This window comes from Microbacterium esteraromaticum, from assembly GCF_028747645.1.
GTDB lineage: Bacteria > Actinomycetota > Actinomycetes > Actinomycetales > Microbacteriaceae > Microbacterium > Microbacterium esteraromaticum_C.
In genome coordinates this window covers 1,371,727-1,392,640 of sequence record NZ_CP118100.1, presented here as the reverse complement: position 1 = coordinate 1,392,640, position 20,914 = coordinate 1,371,727, and the positions used below count along the sequence as shown (strand labels likewise).

Annotated in this window: 19 protein-coding genes; 3 read left to right on the top strand and 16 right to left on the bottom strand. The window is 67.4% G+C overall.

Annotated features, from left to right (window positions below; all coding sequences use genetic code 11):
• Nucleotides 1-3: 3 nt before the first annotated feature.
• Entirely contained in the window at nucleotides 4-1,053 is a 1,050-nt protein-coding gene (locus tag PTQ19_RS06360; protein WP_179411036.1) for a 3-isopropylmalate dehydrogenase, read from the bottom strand.
• Nucleotides 1,054-1,169: 116 nt separating this feature from the next.
• Nucleotides 1,170-2,711: an MFS transporter gene (locus tag PTQ19_RS06355; protein ID WP_274368852.1), complete on the bottom strand. Its 1,542-nt coding sequence runs from the start codon at nucleotides 2,709-2,711 to the stop codon at nucleotides 1,170-1,172.
• An 80-nt stretch (nucleotides 2,712-2,791) separates the two neighbouring features.
• Here PTQ19_RS06355 and PTQ19_RS06350 point away from each other — a divergent pair, with 80 nt between their 5' ends.
• Nucleotides 2,792-3,385 carry a TetR/AcrR family transcriptional regulator gene (locus tag PTQ19_RS06350; protein ID WP_274368851.1) on the top strand — a complete coding sequence of 198 codons (594 nt, stop codon included), beginning with the start codon at nucleotides 2,792-2,794 and terminating at the stop codon, nucleotides 3,383-3,385.
• Nucleotides 3,386-3,391: 6 nt separating this feature from the next.
• Here the strand turns inward: PTQ19_RS06350 and serA are convergent, their stop codons facing one another.
• The 3 genes from serA to PTQ19_RS06335 all read right to left on the bottom strand — a co-directional run bounded on the left by serA (nucleotide 3,392) and on the right by PTQ19_RS06335 (nucleotide 6,003).
• On the bottom strand, nucleotides 3,392-4,996 hold the full coding sequence (gene serA, locus PTQ19_RS06345; RefSeq protein ID WP_274369042.1) for a phosphoglycerate dehydrogenase: 1,605 nt from the start codon (nucleotides 4,994-4,996) through the stop codon (nucleotides 3,392-3,394).
• Between the two features lie 180 nt (nucleotides 4,997-5,176).
• Nucleotides 5,177-5,524 carry a hypothetical protein gene (locus PTQ19_RS06340; RefSeq protein ID WP_274368850.1) on the bottom strand — a complete coding sequence of 116 codons (348 nt, stop codon included), beginning with the start codon at nucleotides 5,522-5,524 and terminating at the stop codon, nucleotides 5,177-5,179.
• A complete protein-coding gene (locus PTQ19_RS06335; RefSeq protein WP_179411040.1) occupies nucleotides 5,521-6,003 on the bottom strand; it encodes a hypothetical protein in 483 nt (160 codons plus the stop codon). The genes PTQ19_RS06340 and PTQ19_RS06335 overlap by 4 nt, the downstream gene beginning before the upstream one ends.
• 68 nt (nucleotides 6,004-6,071) lie before the next feature.
• On the opposite strand from PTQ19_RS06335, the gene PTQ19_RS06330 reads away from it, so the two are divergent.
• Complete coding sequence (locus PTQ19_RS06330; RefSeq protein WP_274368849.1) at nucleotides 6,072-6,995, top strand: hypothetical protein; 924 nt, start codon at nucleotides 6,072-6,074, stop codon at nucleotides 6,993-6,995.
• Between the two features lie 4 nt (nucleotides 6,996-6,999).
• Here PTQ19_RS06330 and PTQ19_RS06325 read toward each other — a convergent pair whose 3' ends face one another.
• The 7 genes from PTQ19_RS06325 to PTQ19_RS06295 are packed head-to-tail and all read right to left on the bottom strand — an operon-like array spanning nucleotide 7,000 to nucleotide 14,764.
• The gene (locus PTQ19_RS06325) at nucleotides 7,000-7,758 is read right to left on the bottom strand and encodes a copper homeostasis protein CutC (protein ID WP_274368848.1); all 759 of its coding nucleotides are present in this window, start codon (nucleotides 7,756-7,758) and stop codon (nucleotides 7,000-7,002) included.
• Entirely contained in the window at nucleotides 7,755-9,098 is a 1,344-nt protein-coding gene (locus PTQ19_RS06320) for an alpha-L-fucosidase (RefSeq protein WP_274368847.1), read from the bottom strand. The genes PTQ19_RS06325 and PTQ19_RS06320 overlap by 4 nt, the downstream gene beginning before the upstream one ends.
• Nucleotides 9,099-9,100: 2 nt before the next feature.
• Nucleotides 9,101-10,675: a M81 family metallopeptidase gene (locus PTQ19_RS06315; RefSeq protein WP_274368846.1), complete on the bottom strand. Its 1,575-nt coding sequence runs from the start codon at nucleotides 10,673-10,675 to the stop codon at nucleotides 9,101-9,103.
• A gap of 30 nt (nucleotides 10,676-10,705) precedes the next feature.
• A complete protein-coding gene (locus PTQ19_RS06310) occupies nucleotides 10,706-11,623 on the bottom strand; it encodes an ROK family protein (protein ID WP_274368845.1) in 918 nt (305 codons plus the stop codon).
• Nucleotides 11,624-11,654: 31 nt separating this feature from the next.
• Nucleotides 11,655-12,584, bottom strand: a complete 930-nt coding sequence (locus PTQ19_RS06305) for a carbohydrate ABC transporter permease (RefSeq protein WP_224817718.1) — start codon at nucleotides 12,582-12,584, stop codon at nucleotides 11,655-11,657.
• Nucleotides 12,574-13,485: a carbohydrate ABC transporter permease gene (locus PTQ19_RS06300; protein ID WP_179411046.1), complete on the bottom strand. Its 912-nt coding sequence runs from the start codon at nucleotides 13,483-13,485 to the stop codon at nucleotides 12,574-12,576. The genes PTQ19_RS06305 and PTQ19_RS06300 overlap by 11 nt, the downstream gene beginning before the upstream one ends.
• A 25-nt stretch (nucleotides 13,486-13,510) precedes the next feature.
• Entirely contained in the window at nucleotides 13,511-14,764 is a 1,254-nt protein-coding gene (locus PTQ19_RS06295) for an ABC transporter substrate-binding protein (RefSeq protein ID WP_274368844.1), read from the bottom strand.
• Between the two features lie 183 nt (nucleotides 14,765-14,947).
• Here PTQ19_RS06295 and PTQ19_RS06290 point away from each other — a divergent pair, with 183 nt between their 5' ends.
• Complete coding sequence (locus tag PTQ19_RS06290; RefSeq protein ID WP_179411047.1) at nucleotides 14,948-16,102, top strand: ROK family transcriptional regulator; 1,155 nt, start codon at nucleotides 14,948-14,950, stop codon at nucleotides 16,100-16,102.
• A 7-nt stretch (nucleotides 16,103-16,109) separates the two neighbouring features.
• On the opposite strand, the gene PTQ19_RS06285 is transcribed toward PTQ19_RS06290, so the two are convergent.
• The 4 genes from PTQ19_RS06285 to PTQ19_RS06270 form a co-directional block, all read right to left on the bottom strand.
• Nucleotides 16,110-17,375: an alpha-L-fucosidase gene (locus PTQ19_RS06285; RefSeq protein WP_274368843.1), complete on the bottom strand. Its 1,266-nt coding sequence runs from the start codon at nucleotides 17,373-17,375 to the stop codon at nucleotides 16,110-16,112.
• 89 nt (nucleotides 17,376-17,464) lie between these two features.
• Entirely contained in the window at nucleotides 17,465-18,535 is a 1,071-nt protein-coding gene (gene ilvC / locus PTQ19_RS06280) for a ketol-acid reductoisomerase (protein WP_274368842.1), read from the bottom strand.
• A gap of 26 nt (nucleotides 18,536-18,561) precedes the next feature.
• Nucleotides 18,562-19,071 (bottom strand): acetolactate synthase small subunit, encoded by a 510-nt coding sequence (gene ilvN / locus PTQ19_RS06275; protein ID WP_179411050.1) that lies wholly within the window; start codon nucleotides 19,069-19,071, stop codon nucleotides 18,562-18,564.
• A gap of 3 nt (nucleotides 19,072-19,074) precedes the next feature.
• A complete protein-coding gene (locus PTQ19_RS06270) occupies nucleotides 19,075-20,877 on the bottom strand; it encodes an acetolactate synthase large subunit (RefSeq protein WP_179411051.1) in 1,803 nt (600 codons plus the stop codon).
• Nucleotides 20,878-20,914 lie beyond the last annotated feature (37 nt).

Sequence of the window (20,914 nt, the reverse complement as noted above, 5' to 3'; positions counted from 1 at the left end):
AGATTACGCCTGCAGCAGCGCGATGATGGCGTCGCCGGTCTCGGTGGTGCTGCGGGCGCGGTCACGGCTCGCGATGTCGGCCTCGACCGCACGCTGCACGCGCGCCGCCTCGTCGCTGAGTCCGAGGTGGTCGAGCAGCATGGCGACCGAGAGGATCGCGGCCGTCGGATCCGCCTTCTGCTGACCGGCGATGTCGGGCGCCGAACCGTGCACGGGCTCGAACATCGACGGGAAGGCGCCGTCGGGGTTGATGTTTCCCGAGGCTGCGAGGCCGATGCCGCCGGTGACGGCGCCTGCCAGATCCGTGATGATGTCGCCGAAGAGGTTGTCGGTGACGATCACGTCGAAGCGAGAGGGGTCCGTCACGAGGAAGATCGTGGCCGCATCGACGTGCAGGTAGTCTACGGCCACATCGGGGTGCTCTGCGGCGACGGCGTCGACGACGCGCCGCCAGATCGCGCCGGCGTGCACGAGCACGTTGGTCTTGTGCACGAGCGTGAGCTTCTGGCGCCGGCGCTCGGCCAGCTCGAACGCGTAGCGCACGACGCGCTCGACGCCGAAGGCCGTGTTGACGCTGGTCTCATTGGCGACCTCGTGCGGGGTGCCGGTGCGGATGCTGCCGCCATTGCCGACATAGGGCCCTTCGGTGCCCTCGCGCACGACGACGAAGTCGATCTCGCCGGGGTTGGCGAGCGGGCCGGATGCGCCCGCGAACAGCTTGGCCGGACGCAGGTTGACGTAGTGGTCGAGTCCGAACCGCAGCTTGAGCAGCAGACCGCGCTCGATGTTGGCGTTCTTCAGACGCGGGTCTCCGGGGACACCGCCGACCGCGCCGACGAGGATCGCGTCGTGCGCGCGGATGGCGTCGAAGTCTTCGTCCGAGAGGGTGTCACCGGTGGCGAGGTAGCGGTCCGCGCCGAGCGAGAACGGCGTCTTCTCGAACGTCACCTCACTGTCGGCGGTGACAGTGTCGAGCACTCGCTCGGCCTGTGCGATGACCTCACGGCCGATCCCGTCGCCGGGGATGACAGCCAACTTCACGACGCGCGACATGTGTCTCCTTGACAGTGCGGGTCGGCGACGCGGGTCGCCGCCGACACTGCTTCCCAGCGTAGCGCCGGCGACGACACTCCCCTGTCCTCATGTCGCCCGGTTGGCATGTCGCGTGATCAGCGCTTGGCGTCGCGGCTCGGTCGCAGGGTGATCGCGCTGATCACCATTGCGGATGCCACCAGTAGGGCGCCGATCAGCGAGGTCGTCACGATGCCGCTGTCGAACGCGTGGATCGCCGCCTGCCAGAGGGAATCGCCCACGGCCGGCGGCAGGCCCTCTGCCGCCGCGTATGCCCCGGCAAGGGTCTCACGCGCCTGGTCCGCCGTCTCAGCGGGCACGTTCTCGGGAATCACCAGCGCACCACGGTAGAAGGCCGTGATGATGCCACCGAGCACGGCAGTACCGAGCACGGCACCGAGCTCATAGGCAGTCTCGGAGACGGCACTGGCCGCTCCCGCCTTCGCCGGCGGGGCGTGCGAGAGGATCAGCTCATTCGACACGGTCTCGGCGGCGCCGATGCCCATCCCGAGCACCACGAACGCCGCCATCAGCCATGCGACGCTGTTCAGCTGTGCCGTCATGGCGACGATCACGTACCCGAGCACCGAGAGCGAGAGCCCGACGGGAACGACGATGTGCGGTGACACCCGGCGCGAGATCGGCACCACGCTGAGCCCCGCGACGATCATCATCGCCATACCGGGCACCAACGCGAGCCCGGCGACCATCGGCGACAGCCCGAGCACGAGCTGCAGTTGCTGAGGCACGAAGTAGAGGAAGCCCACCAGCGCGACGACGCTGAGCAGGTTCACCAGGATCGCACCGCTGAACCCACCGCGCCGGAAGAGCGCCATGTCGAGCATCGGCACCTCGGCGCGCAGCTGGCGCCGCACGAACAGGAAGCCCACGAAGACACCCAACAGCGCCAGCACGCCGGCGAGTGCATTGGGACCGTCGACGGCGAACGATTTGATCGCGTAGACAACGGGCACCATCGCGCCCATCGACATGAGGATGCCGAGCGGGTCGATCCGGCCCGGGTTCGGGTCACGGCTCTCGGGCAGCAGCCAGAAGCCTCCGATCAGGAGCGGGATGAGCATCGGCACGGCAAGCAGGAACACGGAGCCCCAGGCGAAGTGCTCGAGCAGGAATCCACCGACCACCGGACCGAGTGCCGAACCGGCAGAGAAGGCGGAGGCCCAGATGGCGATCGCCAGTCGACGCTGATCACGGTTGGGGAACACCGACCGCAGCAGCGAGAGCGTCGAGGGCATCAGCATGGCGCCGAAGAATCCGAGCCCGACACGGGCGGCGATGAGCAACCCCGCCGTCGGCGCGAACGCGGCCAGCACCGAGACAGTGGCGAACCCTGTGGCGCCGATGAACAGCATCCGACGGCGACCGAAGCGATCGCCCAGCACTCCCATGGTGACCAGGAGGCCGGCCAGCACCAGCGCGTATGAATCGATGATCCAGAGCTGCTCGGCTCCGGTCGGGGCGAGCGCAAGCGAGATCTCGGGCAGCGCGAAGCTCAGCACTGTGTTGTCGATCGAGACCAGCAGCACCGGCAGCATTAGCACGGCGAGCGCGGCCCAGCCGCGGACGCCGACGCGCGGGCCGTCCTCGGAAGTGAGTCGGATCGTCGCGGTTGTGGACATGGGGTGCCTTTCGATTACTGAACCGTCCGGATGGTACAGTAACACGTATCGCCCCATCGACGCACGCTGAGGAGAGAGAAATGCCCCGCCCCCCTTTGGCCCGAGAGCGCGTCCTCGACGCGTATGTGCAGATCCTGATCGCCGACGGTGAACGCGCCGCGACGCTCGATGCCGTCGCCCGTGCTGCCGGCGTCTCGAAGGGTGGACTCCTCTACCACTTCGCCTCGAAGGATGACCTCGCCGCCGCGCTGATCGAGCGGCTGCTGAGCCTGACCGATGACGATCTCGACCGCATGCGTCAGGCATCCGAGCACCCGATCGCGTACTACGTGCGCACCTCGGTGATGGAAGATGACGCCCTCGACCGGGCATTGATCGCTGTGACGCGCCTGGCTCAGGGCGGCTCAGCACCAGCATCCGACGCCCTGCGCGAGTCCCGACGACTGTGGACCGAGGCCATCCGCCCGCACGTGCGTGACGACACCGCGCTCGAGCTGGTCATGTTGCTCAGCGATGGGCTCTATTTCAACAACTCACTGATGAACCACAGCAACGCACCCGAGCACTTCAGCGACTTCGTGCCCACCGGGCGGGCTCTTGCCGATCTCGTCGAGCGTGTCACAACGACGACGCGGGCCCCGGAGACCCCGGAGCCCGCGTCGCATACGCCGTGAGAGGGTTTATGCCTCGACGATCTCGATCTGGCGGAACAGGTCAGCCTCGATCGCGGCGCTGACGTCTTCGAGCAGTTCGTCCGAGACGGGCGAATCGAGCGTCAGCACGCTCAGCGCCTGTGCACCGGCGGCCTCGCGCGCGATCTGCATACCCGCGATGTTGATGCCCGCCTCGCCGAACTTCTGTCCATACACGGCCACGATGCCAGGCCGGTCGGTGTACATCATCACGACGTGGTGCTTCTCGATCGGCAGTTCGATGCCGTGGCCGTTGATCGCGACGAGCTTCTCGATCTGCTTCGGCCCGGTGAGCGTTCCCGAGACCGAGAGCTGCGTGCCGTCGGAGAGCGCGCCGCGCAGGGTGATGACGTTGCGGTATTCCTCGCTGATGTCGTCCTGCAGCATCCGCACCGCGACGCCGCGCTGCTCTGCCAACAGCGGCGCGTTCACGTACGAGACGGTGTCGCCGACGATGTTGGTGAACACTCCCTTCAGCGCGGCCAGACGCAGCACGCTGACGTCGTAGTTGTTGAGTTCGCCGTGCACCTCGATGTCGAGGCTGGTCAGCGGCGCCTGCGCGAGGGCCGAGAAGATCTGGCCGAGCTTCTCGACGAGCGGGATGCCGGGGCGCACGTACGGGTCGATGACGCCCCCGGCGACGTTGACCGCGTCCGGCACGAGGTCTCCGCCGAGCGCGAGCCGCACCGATCGGGCGACCGAGACGCCCGCCTTCTCCTGCGCCTCTTCGGTGCTCGCACCCAGGTGGGGGGTCACCACGACGTTGGGCAGACCGAGAAGCGCCTGCGCGGTGCTGCCCTCGGCGGGCGGCTCCGAGGTGAAGACGTCCAGTCCGGCGCCGGCGATCTCGCCGGCGACGAGGGCCTCGTGCAGATCGGCCTCATCGATCAGACCGCCGCGGGCGACGTTGATCACGAACGCCGTCGACTTCATCGCGGCGAACTGCTCGGCGCCGATCATTCCCGTCGTCTCGGGGGTCTTCGGCATGTGGATGGTCAGGAAGTCCGCCTCGGCGACCAGTTCGTCGAGCGTGACCAGCTGCACCCCGAGCTGCTGCGCACGGGCGCTGGTCACGTAGGGGTCGTAGGCGATCACCCGCATGTCGAACGCGTTCAGCCGGGCCGCGACGAGAGCGCCGATCCGGCCGAGCCCGACGATGCCGACGGTCTTCTCGAACAGTTCCGTGCCCGTGAACGAGCTGCGCTTCCAGGCGCCGGCCGACAGCGAGGCATGGGCGGCGGGGATGCGGCGGGCGAGGCTCAGCACGTGTCCGACGGTGAGCTCGGCGGCCGAGACGATGTTCGACGTCGGTGCGTTCACCACCATCACACCGGCCGTCGTGGCCGCCTTGATGTCGACGTTGTCCAGGCCGACACCGGCACGGGCGACGACCTTCAGCTTCGGAGCGTGCGCCAGCGCCTCGGCATCAATGCGGGTCGCGGAGCGGACCAGAACCGCGTCGGCGTCGGCGAGCGCCGCGAACAGCGCCTCTCGATCGGTGCCGTCGACCTCACGTACATCGAAATCGGGCCCGAGCGCCGCGACCGTCGCAGGCGAGAGGACTTCGGCGAGCAGGACGACGGGCTTGGTGATTGTCTGATTCGGCACGGGGATCCTTCGGGGCAGCGCGGCAGGGAGGGGTCAGACGATGCGCCGCACGCCTTCGGGGCGCAATCGGGACACACTTTACCCGAGCAACCGAGTGCGTCCCGACCGTGTGACACGACGTCCGCCCCGGCTCTGGCCGCGGCACAGGTCGGGTCAGGTCAGCGGTCAGCTCAGCAGCGACGCGCCGTTGCGCAGCGCGTAGCTGAGTGTGTCGAGCCAGAACACTGCGCTCAGGCCGAGACCGGCGAGCATCACGAGGGTGAATGCGCCGAGTGAGCGCCGTCGACTGAGCGACAAAGCGATGACGAAGACGACCATCGGCACCAGCGCGGGCAGCAGCAGCACCGCCCATCCATAGCCACTGAGCCCGGCCTGCGCCATCTGTGTCAGGTAGAAGATCGCGGTCCACACCAGAAACGCGTAGGCCATGCCGAACAGCCCGACGAGGGCGCCGTGCATCGCCGACCTGAGCTTGCCCGGCGCGGCCTGCTGAGGTGTCGTGCTCTCGCTCACAGCGCAGCACCTCCCCCGGCGACAACGAACGGCCACGGCACCAGCAGCAGCGCTCCCACGATCAGGCCCGTGAAACGCACCCAGGTCTTGGAGTCGCGCGTCAGGACGAGCACGGCGGCGAACCACAGCGCCGGTGCGAGCACGGCAATCCCCAGACTGCCGAAGTAGAACGGCGCGGGCAGCATGAACATGGCTTTCGACAGCATTCCGGCACCGCCGACGAACCAGCCCACCGAGTACAGCAGGTAGACACCGCCGAGGATGCCGAGCATGAGCAGAGCGACGGTTCCGATGCTCTCGTCGCCGTCATCCTCCATCGCGTCCGCAGACGTCGCCGGGTCGGATGCCACCGCCGACGCTTCTGCGGACTTCGGTCGGCCTGCTGGCGTCGCCTTCGGCGTGCGCTGCTCCGGGCGTCGCGCTTCGAGCGCGTCGTCTCCGGCCCAGCTGAGGGCGTCGTCCTCGGGATCGGAACTCATGGCTCCAGCGTACCGATCCGCGCCACCTCTCCCCACTAAACTCGGGGCGACACCCCTGGGAGGCACGCGTGACCGACAGCGCTGACGAGACGACGAACACCGATGCGCCGGCGCGCTCCGAGCACCGCGAGTGGACGCCCTCCCCCGCGGGGAAGAAGAAGGCGACCACATTCCGGTGGATCGCGATGGCGCTGTGGATCGTGGCCATCGCCGGCGAGGCCGTGGCGATCTTCTGGCTTCTGCCGCAGCGCGTGGTCACCGGCGCTGACGGCACTCTGCTGCGCGATACCGACACCGGCCTGCTCGAGCAGCAGGGTGCGACGGTCGAGTTCCCGCAGTGGGCGTTCATCACCCTGCTGGTGATGCTGGTCGTGATCGCGGCTCTCGCCATCACCGGTTCGGTGCTGTGGAAGAAGGCCAACCGCCTCGATCCCGCGCGGCGCTCCGACACCGTGCGCTTCTTCGTGCAGAACCAGCTCGGCGCGATCATCGCGACCATCGCCTTCCTGCCGCTGGTGATCCTGATCTTCCTGAACAAGGACATGGACAAGGGCCAGAAGGCCACCGCCGGCATCCTCGGTGTCGTGCTCGCGGGTGTCGCCGTGTTCGTCGGCGCCGACTTCAACCCATCGTCGGTCGAGCAATACACCGCCGACCAGTCGACGGTCATCATGCTGCTCGGCGAGGACGAGGTCACGTGGGTGGACGGCGGCTCGGTGTACCACGTGTGCGACACGGTCTCGGATATCCAGACCGGCAGCGAGATCCGCTACGGCACCACCGGCGAGGCCATCGAAGCGCGAAAGGAGCGCCTGACGCTGAAGTTCGTGTCGGAGCTGCAGAAGTGCGGCCTGCCCGTTCCTGAGAACGCCGACGAGATCACCGACGCACTCCGCTCCATTCAGGCCGGCGACGTCGTGACGCTGCCTGCGCCGGTCTGGGCAGATGGCGACGCACCGGTGATGATCGAGGATGCCCCCGCGGGCGAGTGATCGGCTACGCCGCACTCACCGCACGGTCGAGAGCGGCACGCGCCGCCGAGGCGATGGCGGGGTCGGTCACGTCGTACCCCGCCGTTCCGCCACCCGGACCGCTCGGCGACGAATCAGCCGAGCGCCCTCGCGCCGACAGGTGCACAGCATCGACTCCCGCCGCCACGAAAGCGGCGATGTCGTCGGCACGGACGCCCCCACCTGGCATGATCTGCATTCGCCCCGCCGACTGACGCACGAGCGCGGTGATCGTGTCGAGTCCGTCGATGCTGCGCGCGGCGCCGCCGCTGGTCAGCACTCGGCGCACGCCGAGATCGATCAGCTGCTCGACGACCGACACCGGATCAGCAAGCGTGTCGATGGCGCGGTGGAAGACGACATCCGCGTCACCTGCGGCATCCGCCCACCGCGACATCGCTTCGACGTCGATCTCACCCCGACGGTCGAGAGCGCCGACGACGACCGCGCCGGCGCCGCGACGCACGGCATCGCGAACGTCGGAGGCAACCAGTGCGATCTCTTCCGCGTCGTAGACGAACCCACCCGACCGGGGCCGCACCAGGACGGCCAATCCTTCGGGCCGACCCGCCGCCGCCAGCACGGCATCCACCGTGCCGACCGACGGCGTGAGACCGCCCGTCTCCGCGAGCGCCTGACACAGCTCGACCCGATCGGCGCCGGCCGCGAACGCCGCACGGGCGCCCGCGGCGTCCTGCACCGCGATCTCGAGCTGAACGGCCGATCCGCGAGGCGCAGCCGTCATCGCAGCATCGCGACCGCGACGGCGTCACCACGCAGCGCGTCGGGGATGACCAGCGTCGACGTGCCGTCGCTTGCCGGCACGCTCTCGGCAATCGAACCGTCCGCCCAGCGAGCCTCGCGTTCGGCCAGCTCGGCGGGCACGGTCAGCTCACCGGACTCCGGCTCAAGCGCGTGCACGTGCACGCCCTCCGACGAGGTCGTGTAGCGCACCGGGCGCAGCGGCTCGCCGAAGCGCACCCACGGCCGTGTGCCGTAGATCGCGCTGCCGTTCTCGGTCAGCCAGGCGCCCATGGCGCGCATCGCCTCGAGCTGCAGAGCCGGGATCGAGCCGTCGGCAGCGGGGCCGACGTTGATGAGCAGATTGCCGTTCTTGGAGACGACATCGACGAGCATGCGAATCAGCTCCGCGCCGGAGAGCGAGTGCCGGTCGTCTTCGGCCTGGTTGAATCCGAACGAGTAGCCCAAGCCCCGCGTGGACTCCCACGGGTGTTCCAGAATGTCGGGAATGTGGCGGTATTCGCGGGTCAGGAAGCCGTGGTACGGCACTCCCCAACGGTCGTTCACGACCCCCTCGGGCACGGCATCGAAGTATCGGCTCAGCAGTGCGGCGACGGCGTAGTCGTCGGAGCCCTTTCCCCCATCGGGCCACTCGATGTCGTTCCAGAGCACGTCGGGCGAGAACTTCTCGACCAGTTCCTCCAGCTGGGCGGCCGAGTAGCGGGAGAAGTGCTCGTCGTGACGACGGAAGCGGAACAGATCGGTGTCGGACTCGATCGCGGGAAAGTCGCTGACGTGCCAGTCGAGTGCCCCCGAGTAGTAGACCCCGAACCGCGCGCCGGCACGACGCGTCGCGTCGTGGAACTCGGAGATGAGGTCGCGCTTCGGACCGCGGGCCACCGAGTTGAAGCCGGTGGTCGCGGTGTTCCAGAGGCAGAAGCCCTCGTGATGCTTGGTGGTGGGGATCACGTACTTCGCGCCGGCACCGACCAGCTCGCCGACGAACGCATCGGCGTCGAACGCGGAGGCATCCCAGAGGTCCGCGAGGTCTTCGTACGACGTTCCGGGGCCGTAGACCTGCTGGTGGCGTTCCCAGGTCGGGCTGCCGGCGATGCGCACGGTGTTTCCATACCATTCGGCGTACTGGTGCCACGCGTACGCATCCTCAGCGGGGATGTTCACGCCCTCACCGTGCTGCACCGCCCATGCAGGGACCGAGTACAGGCCCCAGTGCACGAAGAACCCGAGCTTCGCGTCGCGGTACCACTCGGGAACGCCCTGGGTCGGGTACGACGGGGCAGCGGCGCCGAAGTCGGGGCCGGTACGGGTCTCGAAGTTCAACATGCTCAGCTCTCCTGACGTCGGCTCACGTGCGCCGTGAGTGCGGGGTTTCCGGTGGTGTCAAACGGGTAGACGCCGGGTGCGAGGTCGCTGTGTCCAAGGCGCAGCAGATCCTGGTCGACCCCGCCCGGTGTGAGCGCCAGCGTCCAGTCCGCGGCGAGGTCGTAGAGCTCCGGCTCCAGATAGCCGATCTTGACCACGACGATGTCGGCGTTCTCGGGGTCGAGCCCCAGCATGCGGAAGTCGTCGAGGTGATGGAACGGCTTGCGGCGAGAGGTGATGATCGCGTGCAGACCGCCGACGTTGATGACCGCCTGGGTGCCGGCATCCGCGTCGCCCTCGGTGATCGAGAAGACCTCACCGCTGATGCGCACCGGGCCCGCCGGGCCCGCGTCGACCCCGGCACCGGCCTCGAGCACGATCTCGGCGCCGACGCCGGCCGCCTCGGCGGCTTTGACCGCGTCCGCGTCGAAGATCGAGGCGACGAGCGTCGTGACCGATCCGTCGGTGAGTTCTGGACGCCCCAGCAGCTCGGTGAGCGTCCAGGTGACATCTCCTGCGCCGCCGGCCGTCGGGTTGTCGCCCGAGTCCGAGATCAGGTACGGACGGGCGGCGCCCGGTGCGAGCGCCTTCTGCAGCGCACCGTCGAGCGTCGCCGTCGGTGCGACGAACACGAAGTCCTCGCGCGCGTCCCAGAACATGCGAGCGACGCGCTCGGCCTCACGGGCAATGAGCTGCTGGTCGTCGCCCATCACCATCACATACGCCTGGCAACGCGGTTCGTCGGCCCACGCGTATCCGATCCAGACCGACGCGTCGATCACGCCATCCATGGCCTCGATCCCGGGTAGCTCGGCGTAGATGCCGGCGGCGGGCTCCAGGCGCGTGCTGGTCTTCTCACCGGGCAGCAGCACCGGAACCGGCACCCAGGCCCGATACGGGCGACGCCGCAGCGGGTCGGCACCATGCTCGCCGCGCAGACGCGCGAGCAGGTTCCACACCGCTCGCTCCTTCGTGTTCATCCAGTCCTCGTGCGGCGCCATGCGGTAGCAGGTGAGCATGTCGACCTCGTCACGCAGGACCTCCGACACGTTGCCGTGCAGATCCATCGACGATGAGATCAGCGTCTCGGGACCGAGCGCCTCGCGGACGGCGACGGCGAGGTCGCCTTCGGCGTCCTTCATGCCGATCACACTCATCGCGCCGTGGATGTCGAAGAAGAAGCCATCGAAGGGTCCGTCACGACGGATGCTGTCGCGGATGCCCTCAACGATCGCATCCTTCATCCGCTGGTACGTCTGCGGTGCCACCGCTCCCCCGGGAAGGGATCGCCCGTGGTAGATCGGGGTCCACCGCGCTGCCGCCCTGAGCTCGCGTCCCTCGTCGAGGAACGGGTAGTACCCGAGGAGGTCCTCATCCGTGCGGATCGTGAACGCCTCGTCACCCGAGACGTGCGGCGAGAAGGTGCTGGACTCGATGGAGATGCCGGCGATGCCGATGCGGGGCGCGGTGAGTCCGCGCTCGTGGGCATCGGGCAGCGCGCCCATCCAGATCTGACTGGCGTCGAGGCGGTCGGTCATGCTGCTCTTTCTGTACGGGTGGAGGACGGATCAGGCGACGGGAACGAGGGCCAGGGCTCGCGCCGAGGCGATCGCGCCGAGCGCGACGGCATCGGCACCGTGGGTGGCGGGGCGGATGCGCAGCGGGATGCCCGTGACGGGGGCATCGGTGCGCAGGGCATCGTCGATACCCGGCTGCAGCAGGTGCCACGCGCGTGCCACACCACCGCCGACGATCGCATCGGAGATATCGAGCAAGGCCGCGGCACTGGCACACGCCGTACCGAGCGCGCGCCCCGCATCACGGAATACCGCCAGCGCATCGGCATCCCCCGCATCGGCCAGCGCGGCGACCTCACGCGAACCCGCAACAGTTCGCCCGGTGCGCGCCGTGTAGCGCAACGCGATGGACGTACCCGATGCCAGGGTCTCGAGGTGCCCGGTCTGACCGCACGTGCACGGCAGATCTCCGTAACCAGGCGTGTGACCGATCTCTCCGGCCGCGCCATGCGGCCCTCGACGCAGTTCGCCGTCCATCAGCACAGCGCCACCCACTCCGGTGCCGAGCATCACACCGAGCACGTCCTGCTCGTGCGGCGATGCTTCACCGAGCAGGAAGGCGTTGACGTCGTTCTCGACCGTGACCACACAACCGAGACGATCCGCGAGCTCGCTGGCGAGCGGAAAGCCGACCCAGTCGGTGAAGGTGGCGGATGCCGCACGAATGGAGCCGGACTCATGGTCGATCACTCCCGCGGCACCCACCCCGGCCGCACGTACGGTGCGGCCGGATGTGAGCTGGTGCACCAGACGCGCGGCAGCGTCGGCCACGGCCGATCCCCCGTCGGCGACGGGAGCCGGTGCCTCGCCGCGGGCGAGCACGCGTCTGCTCTCATCGCAGACAAGGACGGCGATCTTGGTGCCGCCGATATCGATACCGACGAGCAGCGGCCCCTCGAAAGAAGGCATGGTTGTGCCGTGATGGTCTGTCATAACAGTGTCAGCGTCCTCCGAGGCCGGCCATGGCAATGCCCTTGACCAGGTGCTTCTGCAGCGCGATCACGAGGATGGTCGTCGGGATCATCGAGATGATCGACGCGGCCATCTGCAGATCCCATCGAGTGCCGGTCAGGCCCGAGAAGCTCGCCAGACCCACAGGCAGCGTGCCGAGGTTGTTGTAGTCGACCGTGACGATCAGCGGCCACAGGTACGAGTTCCAGAACGAGAGGAAGGTGAACACCGCCAGCACAGCGACCGCCGACTTCGACAGCGGCAGGATGATCTGCAGGAATGTGCGCACGGGGCCGGCGCCATCGACGCGAGCGGCTTCTTCGAGCTCATACGGGATGCCGCGGAAGAACTGCCGCATCAGGAACGTACCGAACGCACCGAACGCGAACGGGAAGATCAGGGCTTGGTACGTATCGACCCAACCGAACCACTGCATGACCTGGAACATGGGGATGACCAGCACCTCGGCCGGCACCATCAGCGTCGCCAGGAACAGGACGAAGACCGCGTCGCGGCCCTTCCAGCGCAAGCGTCCGAAGGCGTAGCCGGCGGTCGTCGACACCACCAGGACGACGAGGGTTCCGGCGACCGAGGTGAACAGCGAGTTGCCGATGTAGGTCCAAAACGGACCGTACTCGAACACCTCGGCGAAGTTCGACCAGCGGATCTCAGAACCGAACAGCGACGGCGGCATCGCGAACATCTCACCATTGGGTTTGAGCGCCGAGAAGAACGCGTAGACCAGAGGCAACATGAACAGCAGCGCAGCCACGTAGATGGTGATGTGTGCGAGCACCAGGCGCACGCGCTCCCAGGGTGTCATCGGCGCACGCCCCGAGCGACGCTCGACCTCGACGTGCTCTTCGCCGTCGCGGGTCACCAGCGTCCGAGTGTCGGACTCTGCGACGTCAATGCTCATAGTGCACCCACCTCTTCTGCGCCTTGAACTGGATCGCGGTGACGGTGATGATCAGCGCGAACAGGATCCACGCGCCGGCAGCGGCCAGACCGAGGTCCTGGAACTTGAAGCCCTGGTTGTAGATCCACATCACCAGCGGTTGTGTGGCATTGCCGGGGCCACCACCGGTGAGCATCTGGGGTTGGACGAACACCTGCAACGAGGTGATCATCGTCATGATCGTGGCGAAGAAGATCGCCGGCGAGATCATCGGAACCATGATGCTCCACGTCATCCGGAACCCGCGGGCACCGTCGATACGCGCGGCCTCCATCACGCTTTCGGGCAGCTGCTCCAGGGCAGCCGAGAAGATCAGCATGTTGTAGCCGATCCCCTGCCAGACGCTCATGACGACGACCATGATCATCGCCCAGTTCTTGTCTGCCAGGAAGTTCGGCAGCTCGACGCCGAACCAGGTCTGCGCCAGGCCGTTGAACAGCCCCTGCGGTTGCAGCAGCATCTTCCACACCAGCACGTTGGCCACCATCGGGGTGACGACGGGGATGAAGAAGAGCACACGCAGCGCGCCGCGTCCGCGAATGCGGGGTCCGAGGCCGATGGCCAGCGCCAGCGAGAACACAACGCTCAACGGCACGTACAGCAACGTGAACACAATCGTGTTGCGCAGTGCGGGGAGGAAGTTGGGGTCCTCGAAGAGGCGGGCGTAGTTCGCCCCGCCGTTGAAGGTGCGCTCGCCGAACGTCGGCCAGTCGAAGAAGCTCATCACGATGGACAAGACGACCGGCACGATCGTGAAAAGGGCGAGGCCCACCAGGGCTGGGCTTGCGAAGCCCAGCGCCTGGCGCGCCTCGACCTTGGCGAGCGACCCCGAGCGCCGCTTGGGCGCGTTCGTGATCGTCATCTCTCGCTATTTCTGTTGGGTGTGGTCAGTTGCCGAATTGCTGCTGAGCGGACTCGAGCACTGCCGACATGGACTCCTGGCCGTTGTAAATGCTCACCAGCGACGGCTGGACGAACGTGCCGACCTTGGCCCAGTTGTCAGACACGTACTGACCCTGGACGTTCTCGAAGGCGGCGACGAAGGTGGCCTCGACCTGCTCACGGTACGCCTCGTCGAGCGACTCGAAGTAGAGCGGCTGGCTCTCGGCACGTGCCGGGTAGCTGCGACCCGAGGAAGCGATGTAGTCCTGTGCGTCCTTGCTGAGCAGGGAACCGAGCACCTTCAACGCGTCTTCCTTGTTCTCGCAGCTCTCGGCGATGCCGTAGCCCGAGCCGAGGATCAGGCTGAGGTTGCCGTTCTCACCCGTCGGCAGCGGTGCCATACCAGCGGCGAACCCCGCGTCGTTGGTGAGGTATCCGACGGCGTTCCAGGTGCCGTCGACGGCCATCGCGGCGTTCTCGCTGGTGAACTGGTTCTCGCCCCAGCCACCATCCGAGGCGGATGCCACGGGCGCGGCGACCTTCTGCTCGGTCACCAGGCCGGCGTACCACTCTGCGGCGTCCGCGAAGGCGGGGTCGGTGAGCTGCAGCGTGCCATCCTGTGCGACCGGCTGCAAGCCGCCCTTGGCGATCGGGAGCGCCTGCCACTGGAAGTCGCCCATGCCGATGCCGAAGCCGTACTTGCCATCGGTGGTGGCCTTGGCCGCGATCGCTTCGAAGTCGTCGAAGGTCCAGCCGATGCTCGGCAGGTCGGTGCCCGCGGCGGTGAGCTGGTCCTCGTTGTAGTACGTCAGCATCGTTGCGACATCGAAGGGCACACCGTACATGTCGCCCTTGTTCGAGAGGATCTCGAGGCTGCCCTCTGCGAAGTCAGACGCGGCCAGGCCGGCGGTGGCGAGGTCGTCGTCGGTCAGCTTGGTGAAGCCCGAGGTGTAGCTGGCGAGCATGCCGGAGTTCATGCCGGTGACGCAGGCCATGTTGCCGGAGGCCATGTTGGTGGTGAGCTTGGTGAAGAAGTCACCCCACGGCGCCGTGCGCAGCTCGACCTTGATGTCCGGGTTCTGCTCGCGCACGACATCCATCTGCGCCTCCAGCGCGGCCGTGTCGTCCTCGCTGCCGGCCCACATGTCGACGACGATCGTGTCGCCGTCCGCTGCACCACCACCTGCACTGGTGCAACCCGTCAGTGCAACCGCGACGCCAGCAACGGCGACCACTGCACCCACACGCATCTTCTTCATTGAATGTCTCCTCGCGGAAAGGTCATTTGATTCGGGTATCGAAACAACTTAGTGTTTCTCTGTACGAAGATACGCTGTCATAGTTCGCGACATGCCGCAACCCGAACATCCGATCTTTAGCCCCCGCACGCGGCATCCGCGTTGCCGGTAGCCTGACCAGCACCGACTCCAGAAAGCGAGCACATGAGCCCCACTCCTGACCACACGTCGGAGGATGCCGCCGTCCGGCTGATCCTCGACCTCGTCGCCCGCGGCGAGGCCGATTCCCGCAGCGAGCTCGCTGCGCGGCTCGGGATCGCCCCCTCGACGGTAGGGCTGCGCGTGCAGCGCCTGCTCGATGCCGGCCTTCTCGTCGAGGCCGGCGACGGCGCCTCGCGCGGTGGACGGCGCCCACGCGTTCTGCGGCTCGCCCCCGACAGCGGCGTCGTGCTCTCGGTCGATCTCGGCGGTGGCCACGCCCGCATCGGCCGACACGACCTCAGCGGCGCGCTGCAGCAGGTGCACACCTTCGACATCGATCTCTCCGACGGCCCCGTCGCCACCCTTGACACGCTCGTGCCCGCCCTGCGTGAGCTGACGGGCGAACATCGACTGCACGCCGTCGGTGTCGGTCTGCCCGGCCCGGTGGACATCACCACCGGCTCCGTCGATCAACCCTCGCGCATGCCCGGCTGGCCCGCGTTCCGGGTCGGCGAACACCTGCGGGCGAGCCTAGACGTGCCGGTCGTCGTCGACAACGACGCCAACCTCGCGGCGCTCGGCGAACATCGCGCACAGCTGGGCACCACGGGGCACAGCATCACCGTGAAGGCCGGAACCGCCGTCGGCAGTGGGATCATCGTGGCCGGCGACGTGCACCGCGGCGCGACGTCCGCAGCCGGAGACATCACCCATACGCGCATCGACGGCAGCGGCGACATCCCCTGTTCCTGCGGCAACACGGGATGCCTGGAGACGGTCGCGAGCGGCGCCAGCCTCGTTCGTCAAATGCGCGAGCGCGGGCGGTCCGATGTCGCCACCACGAACGACGTACTCCTGCTCGCGCGCGATGCCGACCCGGTCGCGACCACGCTCGTGCGCACGGCGGGCACGCATCTCGGCCAGGCGCTGTCCGGCGTGGTGAACTTCTTCAACCCGCATGCGGTCTTCCTCACCGGCAGCATGAGCGCCTCAGAGCCCTTCATCGCCGCCGTCCGCAGCCGCGTGTACGAGGCGTGTCACCCCCTGGCGACGCAGACCCTGCGCATCGAGGCCGCAGTCACGGGCGCCGACGCGATCCTGCACGGCGCCGCACGCCTCGCGCTCGATAGCCTGGAGTTCTCGGCCACCGCTGCCTGAGCGGCGCTCAGAGCCCTTTCAGGGTGAGCTCAATCACGGGCATCAGCACGTCGGGGCGCCGTACCGGAAGGTGCACGGTGAGAGTGCCCGCCGCCTCACCCGCGGGCGTCATATGCGACGCCTGCTGCTCCGGATCGGAGACGGTTGTCTTCAACCACGAACCATCGTTGAGCAGACGCGCGAACGAAACCTTGTCCCCGAGGTCGGGCAGGTGCACGAAGCCGAGCGGCCAGCTGAAGAGATGCAGGTACAACCGGTCGCCACGCCGGGTGTACACACCCTCACGAGGGGGCGTGAAGTCGGCGTGCCCGGCACCGACGATGGCGTCACGATGCAGCAGCATCCACTGCCCGATCTCGTCGAGCGTGCGCGCGTCGCGCGGCGCGATGGCACCGCGTCCGTCCGGACCGATGTTCAGCAGCATGTTGCCGTCCATCGACACCGAATCGGCGAGCATCTGAACCAGCAGCGTCGGCGACTTCTGGTCCATGTTGTCGCGGTGGTAGCCCCACGATCCGTTAAGCGTCTGGCAGGCCTCCCAGACCTGCGGCACACCACCCACGGTCAGCGGAGCCGTCGGCTGGTACTGCTCGGGAGTGACGAAGTCGGCCGGGATGCCCAACCGGTCATTCACCAGCATGTCCGGCTGCAGCTCTCGGCACATCGCCAGCAGTTCGGACGACGCCCAGTCCTCAGGCCCCTTGCCCGCCCAGCCATCCTTGTGCTCCGGGTAGGTGAAGTCGAAGAACAGGTAGTCGATCTGCCCATACTCGGTCAGCAGCTCCCGCACCTGCCCGTGCAGGTACGCGCGATACCGGGCCATGTCGCGGCCCGCGTTGAGCTCGCCGGCGTTCGGGTCATCGCGGCGGGGATGCACCCAGTCCACCGTGAAGTCGGGGTGATGCCAGTCGATCAACGAGTGATAAAGCCCCACCTTGAGTCCCTCGGCGCGTAGTGCGTCGACGTACTCGCGCACCAGATCACGTCCACACGCGTCGACCGATGTGAAGTCGGTGAGCTTCGAGCCCCACAGGCAGAAGCCGTCGTGGTGCTTCGTGGTGAGCACCACATAGCCCATGCCGGCCTCTTTGGCGGTGCGGGCGATCTGCGCAGCATCGAATCGATCGGGATCGAAGTGGTCGAAGTACGGCCGGTAGTCGGCGTCGGTGATCCGCTCGTAGTTCTGGACCCATTCGTGGCGCGCTGCCACGCTGTAGATGCCGAAGTGCACGAACAAGCCGAACCGGGCGTCATCGAACCATTGCTGTCGCATGCCTCCAGTCTGGCACAGACATCCGATGTCTATGCCAGGAGAGACAGAAATGGGCACCCCGCGGGGTGCCCATTTCTGTGGTTGAAGGATCAGCGTGCGGCGCTGCCCTCGACGTAGTCCTCGTCCTGCGACTTCCAGGCGAACAGCGAACGCAGTTCCTTGCCGGTGACCTCAATGGGGTGACCCTGCTCCTTCTCACGAAGGGCCAGGAACTCCTCGGCACCGTTGTCCTGGTCGTCAATGAAGCGCTTCGCGAACGCACCCGACTGGATGTCGGACAGCACGGCCTTCATGCTCTCCTTGACGCGCTCGTCCACGACGCGCGGGCCCGAGACGTAGTCACCGAACTCAGCGGTGTCGGAGATCGACCAGCGCTGCTTGGCGATGCCACCCTCCCACATCAGGTCGACGATGAGCTTGAGCTCGTGCAGCACCTCGAAGTACGCGATCTGCGGCTGGTAGCCCGCCTCGACGAGCGTCTCGAAACCGGCCTGCACGAGGTGGCTCATGCCACCGCAGAGCACGGCCTGCTCGCCGAACAGGTCGGTCTCGGTCTCTTCGGTGAAGGTCGTCTTGATCACGCCGGCGCGGGTGCCGCCGATCGCCTTCGCGTACGACAGCGCGGTCTGCCAGGCCGAACCCGACGCGTCGCGCTCAACGGCGATGATGTCCGGGATGCCACGACCGGCGACGAACTCACGGCGCACGGTGTGGCCAGGCGCCTTCGGGGCGATCAGGATCACGTCGACGCCCTCGGGCGCGTCGATGTAGCCGAAGCGGATGTTGAAGCCGTGCGCGAAGGCAAGCGTCTTGCCCGCGGTCAGCTTGTCCTTGATCGAGTCGGTGTAGATCGTGCGCTGGTGCTGGTCCGGCGCGAGGATCATGATGACGTCCGCCCACTCGGCAGCGTCGGCGACCGTCTTGACGGCGAAGCCGGCCTCTTCGGCCTTGGCGATCGACTTCGAGCCCTCCTTGAGGGCGATCGCGACCTCGACGCCCGAGTCGCGCAGGTTCATCGCGTGCGCGTGACCCTGCGAGCCGTAGCCGACGATGGCGACCTTCTTGCCCTGGATGATCGAGAGGTCGGCGTCGTCGTCGTAGAAGATCTCGGTGCTCACTTGTGTTTCTCCTTGATAGTGGTTCGGATGTGGGCCCGGCACGGGACGTCGGGCCCTGAGTCGGTTGTCTAGCCGCGCAGGACGCGCTCGGTGATGCTCTTGCTTCCGCGGCCGATGGCCAGCAGGCCGGACTGCGCCAGTTCCTTGATGCCGAACGGCTCGAGCGCCCGCAGCAGTGCCTGCACCTTGCCCTTGTCGCCGGTGACCTCGATCACCACGGCGTCGGGCGCGTAGTCGACGACCGAGGCGCGGAAGAGGTTGACGACCTCGAGCACGTTGGATCGGGTGTTGTTGTCGGTGCGCACCTTCACGAGCATGTGCTCACGCTGCACCGACGACGACTGCTCCAGCTCGACGATCTTGATCACGTTCACGAGCTTGTTCAACTGCTTCGTGACCTGCTCCAGCGGCAGTGCGTCGACATCCACGACGACGGTGATGCGCGAGATGCCGGGCACCTCGGTCACGCCCACCGCGAGGGACTCGATGTTGAACCCGCGACGGGCGAACAGGCCCGCCACCCGGGTCAGCAGACCAGGCGTGTCCTCGACCAGGAGGCTCAGCACGTGTGTCGACATGGCTCAGATCTCCTCATCGAAGGCGGGGGCGTGATCACGGGCGTACTGCACGTAGCTGTTGCTGACGCCCTGCGGCACCATCGGCCAGACCATGGCGTCGGCGCTCACCACGAAGTCGATGACGACGGGGCGGTCGTTGGTCTCCAGTGCGGTCTGGATGGCGGCATCCACGTCTTCCTCCTTCTCAACGCGCAACGCGAGGCAGCCGTACGCCTCGGCGAGCTTGACGAAGTCGGGGATGCGCACCGTGCCGTGGCCGGTGTTCAGGTCGGTGTTCGAGTGCCGACCGTCGTAGAACAGCGTCTGCCACTGCCGCACCATGCCCAGGGACGAGTTGTTGATGATCGCGACCTTGATCGGAATGTTGTTGATGACGCAGGTCGCCAGCTCCTGGTTGGTCATCTGGAAACACCCGTCGCCGTCGATCGCCCACACGACACGATCCGGCTCGGCGACCTTTGCCCCCATGGCGGCCGGCACCGAGTAGCCCATCGTGCCCGCGCCGCCCGAGTTGAGCCACGAGTTCGGGCGCTCGTACTTGATGAACTGCGCCGCCCACATCTGGTGCTGGCCGACGCCCGCCGCGTAGATCGCGTCCGGCCCGGTCAGCTCGCCGATGCGCTGGATCACGTGCTGAGGCGCCAGCAGACCATCATCCGTCGACGCGTAGCCGAGGGGGAACTCAGCCTTCAGCCCATCGAGATACGACCACCACTCCTCGGTGTCGGGACGGCTGCCCGAGATCGCACCGCGGAAAGCGGTGTCGAGGTCGACCAGCACGTCACGCACGTCGCCGACGATGGGCACATCCGCCGTGCGGATCTTCGAGATCTCGGCCGGGTCGATGTCGACGTGCACGACCTGGGCATTCGGCGCGAACAGCGACGCCTTGCCGGTGACGCGGTCGTCGAAGCGGGCACCGAGCGACACGATCAGATCGGACTCCTGCAGCGCCAGCACGGCAGGAACCGTGCCATGCATGCCGGGCATGCCCAGGTGCTGCGGGTGCGAGTCGGGGAAAGCACCCCGCGCCATCAGCGTGGTGACCACGGGGGCCCCCGTCGACTCGGCGAGCACACGCAGCTCGGCTGCGGCGCCACCGCGGATCACACCGCCGCCGACGTACAGCACCGGCTTCTTCGCGTCGGCGAGCAGCCGGGCCGCGGCCTGGATCTGCTTGCCGTGCGCCTTGGTGACCGGGCGGTAGCCGGGCAGATCGATCTTGGGTGGCCAGATGAAGGGCGCGACCGTCTGCTGAGCGTCCTTCGTGATGTCGACCAGCACCGGACCAGGACGGCCCGTCGAGGCGATCTCGAACGCCGCCGCGATCGCACCGGGGATGTCCTCGGCACGCCGCACCAGGAACGAGTGCTTCGTGACGGGCATCGTGATCCCCACGATGTCGGCTTCCTGGAAGGCGTCGGTTCCCATCAGCGTCGAGAACACCTGGCCGGTGATCGCGACCAGCGGCACCGAGTCCATGTAGGCGTCGGCGATCGCCGTGACGAGGTTCGTCGCGCCGGGGCCCGATGTCGCGATGCACACGCCCACCTTGCCGGTGGCCGCGGCGTACCCCTCGGCGGCGTGTCCGGCACCCTGCTCGTGGCGCACCAGCACGTGCCGCAGGCCCGAGGCGTCCATCAGCGGGTCGTAGACCGGCATGATGGCGCCGCCGGGAATGCCGAACACGTCGGTCACGCCGAGCTTCTCGAGCGAGCGGACAACCGCCTCAGCACCGGAGATCTCGGGCGCCGAGGCAGCGCGTGCGGGTGGCCGGGGCACGGCCGGAGCGGAATCAGCAGTCATGTCATTCCTTGTGATCGATATACCCGAAGAGCGGTTG

Coding starts and splice junctions, on each gene's coding strand:
- PTQ19_RS06355 (WP_274368852.1), bottom strand. CDS start 2,711: ATGTCCACAACCGCGACGATCCGACTCACTTCCGAGGACGGCCCGCGC.
- PTQ19_RS06290 (WP_179411047.1), top strand. CDS start 14,948: ATGAGCCCCACTCCTGACCACACGTCGGAGGATGCCGCCGTCCGGCTG.
- PTQ19_RS06270 (WP_179411051.1), bottom strand. CDS start 20,877: ATGACTGCTGATTCCGCTCCGGCCGTGCCCCGGCCACCCGCACGCGCT.
- PTQ19_RS06305 (WP_224817718.1), bottom strand. CDS start 12,584: ATGAGCATTGACGTCGCAGAGTCCGACACTCGGACGCTGGTGACCCGC.
- PTQ19_RS06310 (WP_274368845.1), bottom strand. CDS start 11,623: ATGCCTTCTTTCGAGGGGCCGCTGCTCGTCGGTATCGATATCGGCGGC.
- ilvN (WP_179411050.1), bottom strand. CDS start 19,071: ATGTCGACACACGTGCTGAGCCTCCTGGTCGAGGACACGCCTGGTCTG.
- PTQ19_RS06335 (WP_179411040.1), bottom strand. CDS start 6,003: ATGAGTTCCGATCCCGAGGACGACGCCCTCAGCTGGGCCGGAGACGAC.
- PTQ19_RS06285 (WP_274368843.1), bottom strand. CDS start 17,375: ATGCGACAGCAATGGTTCGATGACGCCCGGTTCGGCTTGTTCGTGCAC.
- PTQ19_RS06295 (WP_274368844.1), bottom strand. CDS start 14,764: ATGAAGAAGATGCGTGTGGGTGCAGTGGTCGCCGTTGCTGGCGTCGCG.
- PTQ19_RS06300 (WP_179411046.1), bottom strand. CDS start 13,485: ATGACGATCACGAACGCGCCCAAGCGGCGCTCGGGGTCGCTCGCCAAG.
- PTQ19_RS06320 (WP_274368847.1), bottom strand. CDS start 9,098: ATGTTGAACTTCGAGACCCGTACCGGCCCCGACTTCGGCGCCGCTGCC.
- PTQ19_RS06350 (WP_274368851.1), top strand. CDS start 2,792: ATGCCCCGCCCCCCTTTGGCCCGAGAGCGCGTCCTCGACGCGTATGTG.
- PTQ19_RS06360 (WP_179411036.1), bottom strand. CDS start 1,053: ATGTCGCGCGTCGTGAAGTTGGCTGTCATCCCCGGCGACGGGATCGGC.
- PTQ19_RS06325 (WP_274368848.1), bottom strand. CDS start 7,758: ATGACGGCTGCGCCTCGCGGATCGGCCGTTCAGCTCGAGATCGCGGTG.
- PTQ19_RS06315 (WP_274368846.1), bottom strand. CDS start 10,675: ATGACCGACCGCCTCGACGCCAGTCAGATCTGGATGGGCGCGCTGCCC.